This is a genomic window from Rhodospirillales bacterium (assembly GCA_016872535.1).
In the GTDB taxonomy this organism is placed as follows: Bacteria; Pseudomonadota; Alphaproteobacteria; order Rhodospirillales; family 2-12-FULL-67-15; genus 2-12-FULL-67-15.
Genome location: VGZQ01000083.1, coordinates 1 through 13,483 on the forward strand (window position 1 = coordinate 1; position 13,483 = coordinate 13,483).

14 protein-coding genes are annotated in these 13,483 nt (G+C 67.9%); 4 read left to right on the forward strand and 10 right to left on the reverse strand.

Going from position 1 to position 13,483, the window contains the following annotated elements:
- Positions 1-279 precede the first annotated feature (279 nt).
- The 6 genes from FJ311_13760 to thrS all read right to left on the reverse strand — a co-directional run bounded on the left by FJ311_13760 (position 280) and on the right by thrS (position 7,182).
- The gene (locus FJ311_13760; GenBank protein ID MBM3952503.1) at positions 280-2,694 is read right to left on the reverse strand and encodes a phenylalanine--tRNA ligase subunit beta; all 2,415 of its coding nucleotides are present in this window, start codon (positions 2,692-2,694) and stop codon (positions 280-282) included.
- A complete protein-coding gene (pheS, locus tag FJ311_13765) occupies positions 2,691-3,779 on the reverse strand; it encodes a phenylalanine--tRNA ligase subunit alpha (GenBank protein ID MBM3952504.1) in 1,089 nt (362 codons plus the stop codon). Before pheS ends, FJ311_13760 begins: the two co-directional genes overlap by 4 nt.
- An 85-nt stretch (positions 3,780-3,864) precedes the next feature.
- On the reverse strand, positions 3,865-4,227 hold the full coding sequence (gene rplT, locus FJ311_13770) for a 50S ribosomal protein L20 (GenBank protein ID MBM3952505.1): 363 nt from the start codon (positions 4,225-4,227) through the stop codon (positions 3,865-3,867).
- A gap of 15 nt (positions 4,228-4,242) precedes the next feature.
- On the reverse strand, positions 4,243-4,440 hold the full coding sequence (gene rpmI / locus FJ311_13775; GenBank protein ID MBM3952506.1) for a 50S ribosomal protein L35: 198 nt from the start codon (positions 4,438-4,440) through the stop codon (positions 4,243-4,245).
- Between the two features lie 234 nt (positions 4,441-4,674).
- Positions 4,675-5,211, reverse strand: coding sequence for a translation initiation factor IF-3 (locus FJ311_13780; GenBank protein ID MBM3952507.1), 537 nt, complete (start codon positions 5,209-5,211; stop codon positions 4,675-4,677).
- A gap of 51 nt (positions 5,212-5,262) precedes the next feature.
- Complete coding sequence (gene thrS / locus FJ311_13785) at positions 5,263-7,182, reverse strand: threonine--tRNA ligase (protein ID MBM3952508.1); 1,920 nt, start codon at positions 7,180-7,182, stop codon at positions 5,263-5,265.
- Between the two features lie 105 nt (positions 7,183-7,287).
- Between thrS and FJ311_13790 the strand changes: the two genes are divergently transcribed.
- Positions 7,288-7,560 (forward strand): BrnT family toxin, encoded by a 273-nt coding sequence (locus FJ311_13790; GenBank protein MBM3952509.1) that lies wholly within the window; start codon positions 7,288-7,290, stop codon positions 7,558-7,560.
- On the forward strand, positions 7,520-7,840 hold the full coding sequence (locus FJ311_13795) for a BrnA antitoxin family protein (protein ID MBM3952510.1): 321 nt from the start codon (positions 7,520-7,522) through the stop codon (positions 7,838-7,840). The genes FJ311_13790 and FJ311_13795 overlap by 41 nt, the downstream gene beginning before the upstream one ends.
- A 1-nt stretch (position 7,841) precedes the next feature.
- Here FJ311_13795 and FJ311_13800 read toward each other — a convergent pair whose 3' ends face one another.
- Positions 7,842-8,774 carry a glycosyltransferase family 9 protein gene (locus FJ311_13800; GenBank protein ID MBM3952511.1) on the reverse strand — a complete coding sequence of 311 codons (933 nt, stop codon included), beginning with the start codon at positions 8,772-8,774 and terminating at the stop codon, positions 7,842-7,844.
- An 11-nt stretch (positions 8,775-8,785) separates the two neighbouring features.
- A complete protein-coding gene (locus tag FJ311_13805) occupies positions 8,786-9,994 on the reverse strand; it encodes a glycosyltransferase family 4 protein (GenBank protein MBM3952512.1) in 1,209 nt (402 codons plus the stop codon).
- On the opposite strand from FJ311_13805, the gene FJ311_13810 reads away from it, so the two are divergent.
- Entirely contained in the window at positions 9,993-10,760 is a 768-nt protein-coding gene (locus tag FJ311_13810) for an alpha/beta hydrolase (protein ID MBM3952513.1), read from the forward strand. The genes FJ311_13805 and FJ311_13810 overlap by 2 nt on opposite strands.
- Positions 10,761-10,929: 169 nt before the next feature.
- On the opposite strand, the gene FJ311_13815 is transcribed toward FJ311_13810, so the two are convergent.
- Positions 10,930-11,841, reverse strand: coding sequence for an SDR family oxidoreductase (locus tag FJ311_13815; protein ID MBM3952514.1), 912 nt, complete (start codon positions 11,839-11,841; stop codon positions 10,930-10,932).
- Positions 11,842-11,931: 90 nt separating this feature from the next.
- Between FJ311_13815 and FJ311_13820 the strand changes: the two genes are divergently transcribed.
- Positions 11,932-12,705, forward strand: a complete 774-nt coding sequence (locus FJ311_13820; GenBank protein ID MBM3952515.1) for a hypothetical protein — start codon at positions 11,932-11,934, stop codon at positions 12,703-12,705.
- Positions 12,706-12,825: 120 nt separating this feature from the next.
- Here FJ311_13820 and FJ311_13825 read toward each other — a convergent pair whose 3' ends face one another.
- The gene (locus FJ311_13825) at positions 12,826-13,470 is read right to left on the reverse strand and encodes a glutathione S-transferase family protein (protein MBM3952516.1); all 645 of its coding nucleotides are present in this window, start codon (positions 13,468-13,470) and stop codon (positions 12,826-12,828) included.
- Positions 13,471-13,483: the final 13 nt, after the last annotated feature.

A 13,483-nucleotide genomic window follows, 5' to 3' on the forward strand; every position in this document is an offset into this window, starting at 1 on the left:
GCGGCGTCTCCAGGTACCACTTCCCCATGTACCTCAAGGAAATCGAGTTCCGTTTCAACCACCGGGGCGACAACACCTTCAGGCTCTTCCTGAAGGCCTTTTTTGGTTACGTTTCGCCCTAATTACCAAAACATTAGTCCTGTTATTTATAGCTATTTTCATCCCCTGAACCAGTAGGGGAATCCCCGGGTATGGTCATGTCACCCTTGATAAAAACCTTTTATAATATGCGGTTAATGTTCCACGCCCTCAAGCGCGACGCCGCCATGACTCGAAGCGCTAGGTTCTGAGAACGGCGCCGGTGGCCTTGCCGACCGCGGCGACGATCTTCGCCGCCACCGCCTCGATTTCGGCGTCGGTGAGCGTGCGTTCGACCGGCTGCAGCGTGACGCCGATCGCCACCGATTTCCGGCCGGCGGGCAGGCCGCGGCCTTCGAACACGTCGAACACGAAGGCGCCGGCGATCAAGATATTGTCGGCGCCGAGAGCGGCGCGCACGAGGGATTCCGCCGCCACCCCGGCATCGACCACGAAGGCGAAATCGCGCATCAGCGGCTGGAAGGGCGAAAGCCTCAACGGCGCGCGTGAGGCGCCCTTACCCACCTTCGGCGGCGGCAATGCGTCGAGATAAATCTCGAATCCGACCATCGGGCCCTTGGCGTCCATGGCCTTGAGCACGCGGGGATGGATTTCGCCGAAGGCGGCGAGCGGCGTCTTCGGATTCAGCGCCAGCACCCCGGAACGGCCCGGATGGTACCAGGCCGGCGCCGGTTTCAGGGTTTGCAGCCGCGCGACCGGGACGTCGAGCAGGGCGAGGATATTGAGCGCGTCGGCCTTGGCGTCGAACGCGTCCACCGGACGGGCGGGCGCGGCCCAGGAGCGTTCGGCGAACGCGCCCGCGCGCACCCCGGCGGCGACGAACGATTGGTCTTCGGGCCGGGTGCCGGCATATTGCGGGCCGACCTCGAACAGGGCGGCGTCGGGAAACCCGCGCGCCGCGTTGCGCGCGGAGGCCGCGATCAGGTTGGGCAGCAGCGAGGGCCGCATGGCGTCGAGATCGGCGCTGATCGGATTGACGAGGCGAAGCGAATCCTGGCCGCCGCCGAACAGCGCCGCCTGCGCCAACGGCAGGAACGAAAACGTCGCCGCCTCGACCATCCCGCGCGCCGCCAGCGCCCGGCGCGCCAGGCGGCGGCGGCGCTGCGCCCCGTCGAGCGCCGGCGCCGGCAGATACTGCGCGCGCGGCAACGGCACCGCCGGAATCTTGTCGTAGCCGTGGATGCGGGCGATTTCCTCCACCAGGCACGCTTCGCCGACGATGTCCGCGCGCCAGGAGGGCGGCGTGACCGCGAAAGAATTGCCGTCGCGTTGCATTTGGAAACCGAGAGCCGACAGAATCCGCTCCATCTCCGACGCGGCGAGGTCGAGCCCGGCGAGCGCGCGCACCCGTTCGGGCCGGAACGCGATCGTGCGCCGCCAGGCGGGTTCCGCCCCGGCGACCACGATTTCCGACGCTTCGCCGCCGCAAAGATCGAGAATGAGTCGGGTCGCGATCTCGATGCCGTCCGCGAGGAACGCGGGATCGACGCCGCGCTCGAAGCGGTAGCGCGCGTCCGAGAGAATTTCCAGCTTGCGCCCGGTCGCCGCCGTGCGCACGGGATCGAAATAGGCCGATTCGACGAACACTTCGGTGGTCGCCGCGGTCGCACCGGTCGCCTCGCCGCCGATCACGCCGCCCAGCGCCAGCGCCGCGCGGTCGTCGGCGATCGCGGTCATGGATTCATCCAGCGCGTAGGTCTTGCCGTTGAGGGCGGCGAGGGTTTCCTCCGCGCGCCCCGGCCGCGCCCGGATCGTGCCCGCAACCTTGGCGGCGTCGAACACGTGTAGCGGGCGGGCGAGATCGACGGTCATGTAATTGGTGATGTCGACCAGCGCCGAAATCGGCCTCAGTCCGACCGCCTTCAGCCGCGCCTTCAGCCAATCGGGACTTTCGCCGTTTCTGAGGCCGCGGATGTGGCGGCCGACGAAATAGGGACACGCGCGGGCATCGCCCCCGAATTCGCCCCCGAATTCGAGCGCGACGCCGATCGGGCTTCGGTACTTGCCGGCGACCGGAGCGGCGGCGAGCGGTTTCAGGGTGCCGAGGCCGGCGGCGGCGAGGTCGCGCGCGATGCCCCTAACGCCGAGGCAATCGCCGCGATTGGGGGTAACGGCGACGTCGATCACCGGATCGGCGAGCCCGAGGGCGTCGGCCGCCGGCGAGCCGAGCGGCGGCGGCGACGCGAGATCGATGATCCCTTCGTGTTCGTCGGAAAGGCCGAGTTCGCGCTCCGACAGCATCATGCCGTTGCTGTCGACGCCGCGGATCGCCGCCTTCTTGAGATGCACCCCGGTGCCCGGCACGTAGCTGCCGGCGGGCGCGAACACGCCCACCAGGCCCGCGCGCGCGTTGGCGGCGCCGCAGACGACCTGGAGCTTTTCCGAGCCGGTATCGACCGTGCACACCTTGAGCCGGTCGGCGTTGGGGTGCGGCGTCGCGGCGTCGATGCGGGCGACGACGAACCCTTTCAGCGCGCGCGCCGGATCGACGATCTCCTCGATCTCGAGGCCGATCTGGGTCAGCGTCGCGGCGATGTGGTCGAGCGGGGCTTGCGTCTCCAGGTGTTGGCGCAGCCAGGCGAGGGTGAATTTCACGGGTCCAGCCCCCCGGTCAGGCTCGGCTGGGCGAGCGCGGCGAAGCCGTAATGGTTGAGCCAGCGCAAATCCGATTCGTAGAACGTGCGCAGGTCGGGAATGCCGTACTTGAGCATGGCGATGCGCTCGACGCCCAAGCCGAAGGCGAAGCCCTGGTAGCGGGTGGAATCGATGCCGCAGTTCTCCAGCACCTTCGGGTTGACCATGCCGCAGCCGAGAATTTCCAGCCAATCGTCGCCGCGACCAATACGGAAGCCACCGCCCTCGCGGGTGCAGCCGATATCCACTTCGGCCGACGGCTCGGTGAACGGGAAATAGGAGGCGCGAAAGCGCACCGGCAGATCCTCGACGCCGAAATAGGCGCGGCAGAATTCGACCAGGCAGCCCTTGAGATGGCCCATGTGGGTCGTTTCGTCGATCGCCAGGCCCTCGATCTGGTGGAACATGGGCGAATGGGTGGCGTCCGAATCGCAACGGTAGGTGCGTCCGGGCACGATGATCCGAAGCGGCGGTTTCTGCGCCATCATGGTGCGGATCTGCACCGGCGAAGTGTGGGTGCGCAGCACCACGCGCGCTTTTCCATCGGGAGCGTCGCGTTCGCCCGGAAGATAGAACGTGTCGTGCTCCTGGCGCGCCGGGTGATCGGGCGGAATGTTGAGGGCGGTGAAGTTGTACCAGTCGTCCTCGATATCCGGGCCTTCGGCGACCGTGAAGCCGATGTCGCCGAGGATGGCGATCACTTCCTCGATCGCCTGGGTCACGGGATGGATGCGCCCGATCCGTTCGGGACGCGGCGGCAGGGTGACGTCGACGGTTTCGGCGGCGAGCCGGGAATCGAGCGCGGCGGAGGTCAACTCCTCCTTGCGCCGTTCGATGCGCTCGGCGATCTCGGTCTTGAGGGCGTTGAGCAGGGCGCCGCGTTCTTTCCGCTCTTCGGGCGCGAGCCCGCCCAGCGTCTTCATCAGTTCGGTCAGGCGGCCCTTTTTGCCGAGCGCCTCGACGCGCACGGCCTCGATCGCGTCGAGCGACCCGGCGGCGGCGATCGCCGCCGTCAGTTCCGTCTTGAGTTTCGCGATCTCGGTCATAACGCGAAAAAAAGGAAGCCTGGCCCGACGGCCGGCTTCCCTTCCCCCAATTCACCTTCGGAAACTTTACGCGGACTCGGCGAGTTTAAGATTGGGCGAGGGCGGCGCCGGCCTGTTCGACCAGGGCCTTGAACGCGTCCGGCTCGCGGACGGCGAGGTCGGACAGCACCTTGCGGTCGATCGCGATCCCGGCCTTGGTCAGCCCCGCCATCAGGCGCGAGTAGGTCATGCCGTGCACGCGCGCGCCGGCGTTGATGCGCTGGATCCACAGCGCCCGGAAGTTGCGCTTGCGCGCCTTGCGGTCGCGATAGGCGTAGCGCAGCCCCTTCTCGATCTTTTCGATCGCGACGCGGAAGGCGTTCTTGGCGCGGCCGCGATAGCCGGCCGCCTGCTTCAGGGTTTTCTTGTGGCGGGCGTGCGCGGTGACGCCCCGTTTGACGCGGGCCATGGAAGCCTCCCCCGATCAGCGATGATAGAGGTAGGATTTGACCAGCCGCGCGTCGGCGTCGCACAGGATCATGGTGCCGCGCGATTGGCGTTTCATCTTCTGGCTGCGCTTGCTGAGGCCGTGGCGGCGGCGCGAAGCGGCGGCGACCACCTTGCCGGTGCCGGTCAGCTTGAAGCGCTTCTTGGCGCTCGATTTCGATTTGAGTTTGGGCATTTCGCGGTCCTTTCGGATGGGTTCAGGTCGTTGAGGCGGCGAGGCATGCCCGGCCCGCTGGGCCCATGCCCACGGCCTTCGCCCGGTCCGCCGGAAGGCCGGGGTTATAGCCCCCGGCTTCCCGCCTGACAAGGGCCGCCGGCCCGGAAAACCCAGCAAAAAGCAGCTTTTGGCCCGCGCGCGCGCCGGTAGGGGCGCATCTATTAATGCGCGCGGGGATTCGCCCGCGCGCCTCTACTTCGGCGCGATCACCATCGTCATCATGCGCCCTTCGGTGCGGGGCGTCTGTTCGACCTTGGCGATGGCGTCGATGTCGGCGCGGATGCGGTCCAGCACCTTGGTCCCGAGTTCCATGTGCACCATTTCGCGGCCGCGGAAGCGGATCGTCATCTTGACCTTGTCGCCTTCGTCGAGAAAGCGCCGAACGCTGCGCATCTTCACCTGGTAATCGTGCTCGTCGATGCCCGGGCGCATCTTGATTTCCTTGATGTCGATGACTTTTTGCTTTTTGCGCGCCTCGTTCTTCTTCTTCTGGACTTCGTATTTGAATTTCCCGTAGTCCATCACCTTGCAGACGGGTGGGTCGGCGTTGGGGGAAATTTCGATCAGGTCGAGACCGTATTCGGATGCTTTCGCGATGGCCTCGGGCACCGATACGACGCCGATCATTTGGCCGTCCGGCCCGACGAGCCGGACCTTGGGTGCAACGATTTCCTCGTTCACGCGCGGCCCTTCGCGGGAGGGCGGCGGGGGGAGCGGGCGCCTGACGATGGGTAAACTCCTGTGTTCCTCGCGCGAGGCGGGGACCTTCCGATCGGGAACTTACGAAGGGCCTCGCGCTTCCGCCGCCAGTCTAGCGACGGCCTCTTGCAGCGCAAGGACTTCTTGGGCGTCGCCGCCGAGGCGGCGCAGCGCCACCGTGCGTTCCTTCGCCTCGCGCGCGCCGACGACCAGCAGCGCCGGCACCTTGGCCAGGCTGTGTTCGCGCACCTTGTAGTTGATCTTTTCGTTGCGCAGGTCGGCTTCGGCCTTGACGCCGGCCTGGGCGAGCGCGGCGAGCACCTCATTCGCGTACGCATCGGCCGCGTCGGTGATGGTCGCGACCACCGCCTGCAGCGGCGCGAGCCAGAACGGAAACTTGCCGGCGTAATGTTCGATCAGGATGCCGATGAAGCGCTCGAACGATCCCAGGATCGCGCGGTGCAGCATCACCGGCCGGTGCTTGGCGCCGTCCTCGCCGATGTAATTCGCGTCCAACCGTTCGGGCAGCACGAAATCGACCTGCAACGTGCCGCATTGCCAGTCGCGGCCGATGGTGTCGCGCAAGACGAATTCGAGCTTGGGGCCGTAGAACGCGCCTTCGCCCGGGTTGAGGGTCCAGGAGAGCCCGGCGGCCTCGGTCGCCTGCTTGAGGGCGGCTTCGGCCTTGTCCCAGACGGCGTCGGATCCGGCGCGTTTGGCGGGGCGGTCGGAAAACTTGACCGCGACGTCGGTGAACCCGAAGTCGGCGTAGACGCGGCGGAGCAGATCGCAAAAGGCGCGCGTTTCGGAAACGATCTGGTCCTCGGTGCAGAAGATGTGGGCGTCGTCCTGGGTGAAGGCGCGCACGCGCATCAGCCCGTGCAGCGCGCCGGACGGCTCGTTGCGGTGGCAGGAGCCGAACTCGGCCATGCGCAGCGGCAGGTCGCGGTAGCTTTTGATGCCGACCTTGAAAATCTGCACGTGGCAGGGACAGTTCATCGGCTTCAGCGCGAGCACCGAATTCGATCCTTCCTCCGCGACCGTGGTGAACATGTGCTCGCGGAACTTTTCCCAGTGGCCGGAGTCCTCCCACAACGCGCGATCGACCAGCATGGGCGTGTTGACCTCGACATAACCCGCCGCCGCCAAGCGCCTTCGCATGTACTCCTGGATTGCGCGATAAAGCGTCCAGCCCTTGGGGTGCCAAAAGACCGAGCCGGCGGCGATATCCTGCAGGTGGAACAGGTCCATCTCGCGGCCCACCCGGCGGTGGTCGCGTTTCTCGGCCTCCTCGAGCATGGTGAGGTAGGCCTTGAGCTGCTTTTCGTCCGGCCAGCAGGTGCCGTAGACCCGTTGCAGCATTTCGTTCCGGGAATCGCCCCGCCAATAAGCGCCGGCGAGCTTGGTCAGCTTGAACGCGCGGCCGAGCTTGCCGGTCGAGGGCAGGTGCGGCCCGCGGCAGAGGTCGATGAAATCGCCCTGGCGGTAGAGCGAAATGGTTTCGCCCGGCGGAATGTCCTCGATGATCTGGGCCTTGTAATGCTCGCCGATCGACTTGAAGTAGCGGATCGCCTCGTCGCGATCCCATTCCTCGCGCGTGATCTTCTCGTCGCGGGCGACGATCTCCTTCATGCGCGCTTCGATCTTGTCCAGATCCTCGGGCGTGAAGGGCGTCGCGCGCGCGAAATCGTAATAGAAGCCGTTCTCGATCACCGGGCCGATGGTGACCTGGGTTTCGGGGAACAATTCCTTGACCGCTTCGGCCAGCACGTGCGCGCAGTCGTGGCGGAGAATGTCGACGCCGTCGGCGTCCTTGGCGGTGACGATCGAAACCGTCGCGTCCTTGTCGATCCGGTGCGAAAGATCGCGCAAATGCCCGTCGACGCGCGCGGCGAGCGCGGCCTTGGCGAGGCCGGGGCCGATCGCGGCGGCGATTTCGGCGGCGGTCACGGGCGCGGGGAATTCGCGGCGGCTTCCGTCGGGGAGCGTGATGGCGGGCATCGGCGGGAATGTAAAGCGGGGCGCGGCCCTGTCAAGAAAGGGCGTCGAGGGGGTGCAAGAAAATCCGGCCTTGACCTGGACATTTTTTGTATATACAAAAAATAAATGCGGATCGTCTTCGATCCGGCGAAACGCGCCAAGACCCTCGCCGAACGCGGCCTCGATTTCGCCGACGCCGGCCACGTTTTTGCCGGCCTCCACTTTACCCGTGCCGACGACCGGCGGGCTTATGGCGAGCGCCGCTATATCACGGCGGGATGGCTGCGAGGTCGGTTGATCGTCTTGGTCTGGACGCCGCGCGGAACCGCGCGCCGAATCATATCCATGAGGCATGCCAATGATCGGGAAAAAGCGCTCTTCGAAAAAAACCTGGGTTGACCCGGACCAAGCTCCGGAACTGACCGAGGCGTGGTTCGCCGAAGCGGAGCTGCGACGGGGCGAAAAGTTGATCCGGCGCGGCCGGCCGCCCTCGGCCGAGCGCAAGGAAGCCATCCATATTCGACTCGACCGCGATGTGGTGGCCTATTTCCGGGGCACCGGTCGAGGCTGGCAGGGGCGCATCAACGCGCTGCTCAGGCGCTCCGTCGCCCGCGCGCGCGGCCCACGGAAAAAGCTCGCGGAAAAACCGGCGAAGACGGGCACCGCGCGCGCCGGATAGGTCACAACAGCGCCGCGAGCGCGTCTTCGACCGAAAGCGTTTCCAGGGGATCGCGCCGGAGCACCGTCACCCTGGGCCCGCGCGGCGCGCACAGCGCCGGGTCGGATTCGCCCGAGAACAGCACCACCGTCGGGACGCCGGCGGCGGCGATCAAGTGCATCGGCCCGGTGTCGTTGCCGACCGCGCCCGCCGCTCCGCGCGCGAGCGCGACGACCTCGGCGAGGGTGGTCTGGCCGGCCAGGTCGACCGCCGACGCTTGCAGGGCGCGGATGCGCCCGGTCAAGGGCGCCTCGGCGCCGGCCCCGAGCAGCACGGGCGCGAATCCCTTGGCCGCGAGTTCGGTCGCGAGCGCGGCGTAGCGCTCCACCGGCCAGCGCTTGCCCGGCCGATGGGCGGCGCCGCCCGGCACCAGCAAAACATAGCGCGCGCCGAGCCCGAACCGCGACACGTCCGCTTGCAGAAACGACACGTCCGGCGCGCGCGCCTCGGCCTCGGCGATGCCCGCCATGCGCAACTGCTCCGCCTGGCGCTCGAGGGTATGCATGAAGTCGCGGCTCGGATTGGCGTGCGGATGGGAACAGCCCTTGGCGATGCCCGACCATTCGGGCCAAGGCCCCGGCCAAAACAGGCGGTAATAGAACGACGAGCGATCCGACGTTTGCAGATCGTAAACGCGCGCGAAGCGCCCTTCGCGCAGGTATCGTCGCAGCGCGAGCCAATCGAACAGTTGATACGCTTTCGGACGGGCGTCGATTTCGACGCTGTCGAACAGGCCGCTCGCGCGCGAGAGGTCGGCAAACGGCGCCGCGGTCAGAAGCGCGACGCGATCGCGCGCGTGATGGCGGCGAATGAACCCGCACGCGGTCAACGCCTGGACGAAGTCGCCGAGCGCGCCGAGCTTGATCACCAGGATGCGCCGTTCCGCGTCGTTCATCGCGGAACCGTTCATCGCGACTCGGGCGGCAGGGCGAGCACCTCGTCGTAGACGGCGAGGGTCTTGGCGCACATCGCTTCCTTGGAAAAGTTTTCCGCGATATGGGCTTGGGCGCGTTCCACGATGGCGCGACGGCTATCCGGGGAAACCGCGAGCGCGCCCTTGATCGCCTCGGCGAGCGCGTCCGGATCGCCCGGCGGCGCGAGCCAGCCGGTTTCGCCGGCGACCACGCTTTCCCGGGCGCCGCCGTGATCGGTGGCGACGACGAGGCGGCCCATCGCCTGCGCCTCGGCCACGACGCGGCCGAAGGCTTCCGGCTCGATCGAGGCCGACACCACCACGTCGGCCAGCATGTAGGCGGCCGGCATGTCGTTGCAGTGATCGACCAGCCGCGCCACGCTCTCCAACCCGAGACGCGCGATCCGGCGTTCGAGTTCGGCGCGGAAGTTTTCGCGGCCGTCGGCGCCGCCGACCAGCACCGCGCGCACGTCGCCCTGGCCGAGCCGAGCGATGGCGTCGAGAAACACGGTCTGCCCCTTCCAGCGCGTGAGCCGGCCGGGCAGCATCACCACCGGCAGGCCGTCGGTCAGGCGCCAGGCGTTGGCGAGCTTGATCACCCGTTCCGCCGTCACCAGCCTGGGATCGAACCGCCCGAGGTCGACGCCGCGATGGACGATGCGGATGCGCGCCGCGGGCACGCCGTACACTTGCCGGATGTGCCCGGCGATGAACGCGGAAATGGCGATGACGCGGTCGCCCCTGGTCATGATCGCGTTGTAGCGGCGCTTGAGCCAATTGCCGGCGCCGTAGGTGCCGTGAAAGGTGGTGACGAACCGCCGCCCCGTGGCCTTCGCCGCCCACCACGCGCTCCACGCCGGCGCGCGCGAGCGCGCGTGCACGATATCGACGCCTTCCCGCTCGATCACCTCGGCCAGCCGGCGGGCGTTGGCGCGCACGACGAAGGGATTCTTGCTGGCGAGCGGCAGGGTCACGTGCGTGCCGCCGGCCCGTTCCACCTCGCGCGCGAGCGGACCGCCGGACGAGGCGACCAGCGCCCGGCCGCCGGCGCGGACGACGGCGTCGGCGACCTCGACCGTGCCGCGTTCGACCCCGCCCGCCGCCCCGAGCGCCGGCAGAACCTGCAGCACCGTGGCGAAACGGGCCCGGCCGTCCGCCGGATGCGCGGCGGGCGAAGCTGGGCTATCCTGGCGAAGAGACATGGCAGATTCCGTCGAAAAACCCTCGATGCTCGTCGCCCCCGATGGCGCGACTATCGCCTACCGTCCTACCCCCGGCAAGGGTCCGGGGGTGATGTTCCTGACCGGATTCCGCTCCGACATGACCGGCGGCAAGGCGCTCGCCGTCGAGGCCCTCTGCCGCGCGCAGAACCGAGCCTTCGTTCGTTTCGATTACACCGGCCACGGCGAATCGTCGGGCGCGTTCGCCGACGGCACCATCGGCCGCTGGACCGAGGACGCGCTGCTGGTCCTCGACCGCGTCACCAACGGCCCGCAAGTGCTGGTCGGCTCCAGCATGGGCGGCTGGATCGCGCTGTTGCTCGCGCGCGCGCGGCCCGAACGCGTCGCCGGCATCGTCGGCATCGCCGCCGCGCCCGATTTCACCGAGGACCTGGTGCACGACGTGCTCGACGCCGACGCCAAGGACCGCCTCGCCCGCGATGGCCAGATCGTCGTGCCGAGCGCCTACGATCCCGAACCCTGCGTCATCACCCGCCGCCTGATCGAGGAGGGGCGCGATCACCTGCTGCTGCGCGGGCCTATCCCCGTCGCCGCGCCCGTGCGCCTGATCCACGGCATGGAGGACCACGACGTGCCGTGGCAAACCGCGCTCAGGATCGCCGAGCGGATCGCCAGCACCGACGTGGAGATCACCTTGGTCAAGGGCGGCCGGCACCGGCTCTCCGATCCGCCCGACCTGGAGCGGCTCGTCGCCGTCGTGGCCGCGCTCCTGAAAAAGATCGGCTGAGAAGCATCGGCTGGATCGGCTTTCCCTCGACTGGAAGAACCCCCTCACCCTTCCCTCTCCCCCGCGCTTGCGGGGGAGAGGGTTGCGAAGGGTTGGCGCGGCAATCGCCGCGCCCTACCCGAAGCTGGGTGAGGGGGAAGTGATTCCGGTCAACGTGAAAACGCTTTAGTCAACCGCCGGCCTTGAGGATCGCCTTGAGGCCGGCGCGGTAATTCGGGTAGGCGAGCCTGACGCCGAGCTCGCTCTTGATCCGGACATTCAGCATGAACCGGTCGTCGCGCCAGAAATTGCGCGCCATCGGCGACATGGTCTTGAGCGCGTCTTCGAGAAACTGCATCGGCGGCGGATCGACCTTCAGCAACCGGCAGGCTTCCTCGGTCACCCGCGCGGGCGCGGCGGGCTCGTCGTCGCAGACGTTGTAGGCCGCGCCCGGATTCGGCTTGGCCATCGATGCGAGCAGCACGCGCGCGATGTCGTCCACGTGAATCCGCGAAAAGCGGTGGCGTGGACGGTTGATGCGCTTGGCGGTGCCGGCGCGGACGCGATCGAGTTCGCTGCGGCCGGGGCCGTAAATCCCGGCGAGCCGGAACGAGTGCACCGGCAACGCATGGGGCGGTTTGGCAAGCGCCAGCCACGCGCTTTCGGCTTCGTGCCGGAGACGTCCGCCGACGGAGGTCGGGCGGCACAACCAGTCCTCGTCCACCGGACGGCCCTGGGCGTCGCCATAGACGCTGGTCGAGGACAAGTAGCCGATCCACTTGATGGTGCCCTTGGCCGCGAGCAGGTCGGCGAGATGATGCCGCAGCACCGGATCGGGCGCGGTGCCGGGATGGTCTTCCGGCTCGCGGGGCGGAATCGAGATCAGCACGTGGGTCGTGCCGGCGAGGATTTTACCCGCGTTCGCCATCGGGCGCGCGCCGTCGAACAGGTACGCCTTGATTCCCCGCTTGGCGAGACGGGCGCGGGTTTTTTTCTCGCGGCAGGTGCCGGCGATGGTCCAGCCCTTGCCCTTGAGGCGCCGGATCAGGGCTTCGGCCGAGTAGCCGAGGCCGAAGCAGAACAACTTCTTTTTGGATTTCATGCGCGGCGCGGACTCCTTTCGTTATAATGTCGGGCGCGCGCGCGTTCCGCAACCGCGCATGGACCTCTAATCCCGACTCGACAACTGGGAATGGCGCGTTTTTTCGTCCTGATCGGCCCGCCGGTCGCCCTCGGCGCGATTATCGTCGCGGTCGCCTTCGCGGCGTACGACGCGACCGCGAGCGATCCGCCGCCCGAGGCGCGCTATCGCGCCTGCATGGCCAAGGCGCGCCAAGCGCCGGACGCCGCGTTCGACGAGGCGGTCGCCTGGGCCGGCCTCGGCGGCGGCGAGCCCGCGCGCCATTGCCTGGCCGTGGCCTTGATCGGGCTCGGCCAGCACGGCGAAGGGGCGCGCCGGTTGGAGGCTCTCGCCCACGACGCGCGCGACGGTGCCATGCGCGCCGAATTGCTCGCCCAAGCGGCGCAAGGTTGGCTCTTGTCCGGCGATGCCGCCCGCGCCGACGACGTGTTGACCGCCGCGCTCCGCATTGCGCCGGACAACGCCGAGCTGCTGATCGATCGCGCCGGGGCGCGCGCCGCCCTCAAGCGCTACGGCGAGGCGACGGAGGATTTGAACCGGGTGCTCGCCGGCGATCCGCGCCGCGCGGATGCCCTGGCCTTGCGCGCGAGCGCGCGGCGTTTTCTCGACGATAGCGAAGGCGCGCTCGCCGACGCCGAAGCCGCGCTCGCCATCGATCCGTCGTTGCCCGAGGCGCTGCTGGAACGCGGCATCCTCAAGCGCATCAAGGGCGACGACAAGGGCGCGCGGGCCGATTGGCGCGCGATCCTAGCGACCGCGCCCGCCGGCGCGGCGGCCGACGCCGCGCGCCAGAACCTCGAACTAATGGACGTGAAGGAACGCTAGGGCCAATCCCGAATGAACGTCTTTATTCGGTCATTCCCGCGAACGCGGGAATCCAGTCTTTCCAAGAGCCTGGACCCCCGCTGGCGCGGGGGTGACTATTCCGTTTAATCGGGACGTGCTCTAAAAATCGAGGTCGGCGTAGTGCTTGGGCGGCGGCGCGCCGGCGATCGCGTCCGCGAGCAGGGCGCGGAACGAGGGCCTGGACTTGATCCGCGCGTACCAGTCGCGCGCCGGCTCATGCGCGTCCCACGGCACGTCGCCGAGATAATCGACGCAGGAAAGCTGCGCGGCGGCGGCGAGATCGGCGTAGGAAATGCGTTCGCCCGCCAGCCAGCGGCGGCGCTCGACCAAATAGTCGACGTAATCGAGGTGCTGGCGCAGGTTGGCGTGCCCGGCGCGGATCGCGGCCGAATTGGGCTCGCCCTCGCGGAGCAGGCGCTTGTGGAGCTTTTCGTCGAGCAGCGGCCGGGTCGCCTCGCCGTGAAACTTGCGCTCGAACCAGGCGATCAGGCGGCGGGTTTCGGCGCGCTCGATCGGCGAATCGCCGATCAAGGGCGGATCGCGAAACATCTCATCCAGGTATTCGCAAATCGGGTCGGCGCCCGAGAGCGCGATGCCGTCCGGCTCGACCAGCACCGGCACCTCGCATGCCGGGTTGAGGGCGAGGAATTCGACCCGGCGCTCGCGCGGGTTTTCTTCCACCAGCCGGAATTCCGCTTTCTTTTCCCGCAACGCGATCCGCACCCGGCGCGAAAACGGGCACAAGGAGAGATGATAG

Excerpts from the sequence above, each read along its gene's own strand:
- FJ311_13820 (MBM3952515.1), top strand. The coding sequence starts at position 11,932 with ATGGCGCGTTTTTTCGTCCTGATCGGCCCGCCGGTCGCCCTCGGCGCG.
- FJ311_13790 (MBM3952509.1), top strand. The coding sequence starts at position 7,288 with ATGCGGATCGTCTTCGATCCGGCGAAACGCGCCAAGACCCTCGCCGAA.
- FJ311_13810 (MBM3952513.1), top strand. The coding sequence starts at position 9,993 with ATGGCAGATTCCGTCGAAAAACCCTCGATGCTCGTCGCCCCCGATGGC.
- FJ311_13805 (MBM3952512.1), bottom strand. The coding sequence starts at position 9,994 with ATGTCTCTTCGCCAGGATAGCCCAGCTTCGCCCGCCGCGCATCCGGCG.
- FJ311_13800 (MBM3952511.1), bottom strand. The coding sequence starts at position 8,774 with ATGAACGACGCGGAACGGCGCATCCTGGTGATCAAGCTCGGCGCGCTC.
- FJ311_13795 (MBM3952510.1), top strand. The coding sequence starts at position 7,520 with ATGATCGGGAAAAAGCGCTCTTCGAAAAAAACCTGGGTTGACCCGGAC.
- rpmI (MBM3952506.1), bottom strand. The coding sequence starts at position 4,440 with ATGCCCAAACTCAAATCGAAATCGAGCGCCAAGAAGCGCTTCAAGCTG.
- FJ311_13815 (MBM3952514.1), bottom strand. The coding sequence starts at position 11,841 with ATGAAATCCAAAAAGAAGTTGTTCTGCTTCGGCCTCGGCTACTCGGCC.
- pheS (MBM3952504.1), bottom strand. The coding sequence starts at position 3,779 with ATGACCGAGATCGCGAAACTCAAGACGGAACTGACGGCGGCGATCGCC.
- thrS (MBM3952508.1), bottom strand. The coding sequence starts at position 7,182 with ATGCCCGCCATCACGCTCCCCGACGGAAGCCGCCGCGAATTCCCCGCG.
- rplT (MBM3952505.1), bottom strand. The coding sequence starts at position 4,227 with ATGGCCCGCGTCAAACGGGGCGTCACCGCGCACGCCCGCCACAAGAAA.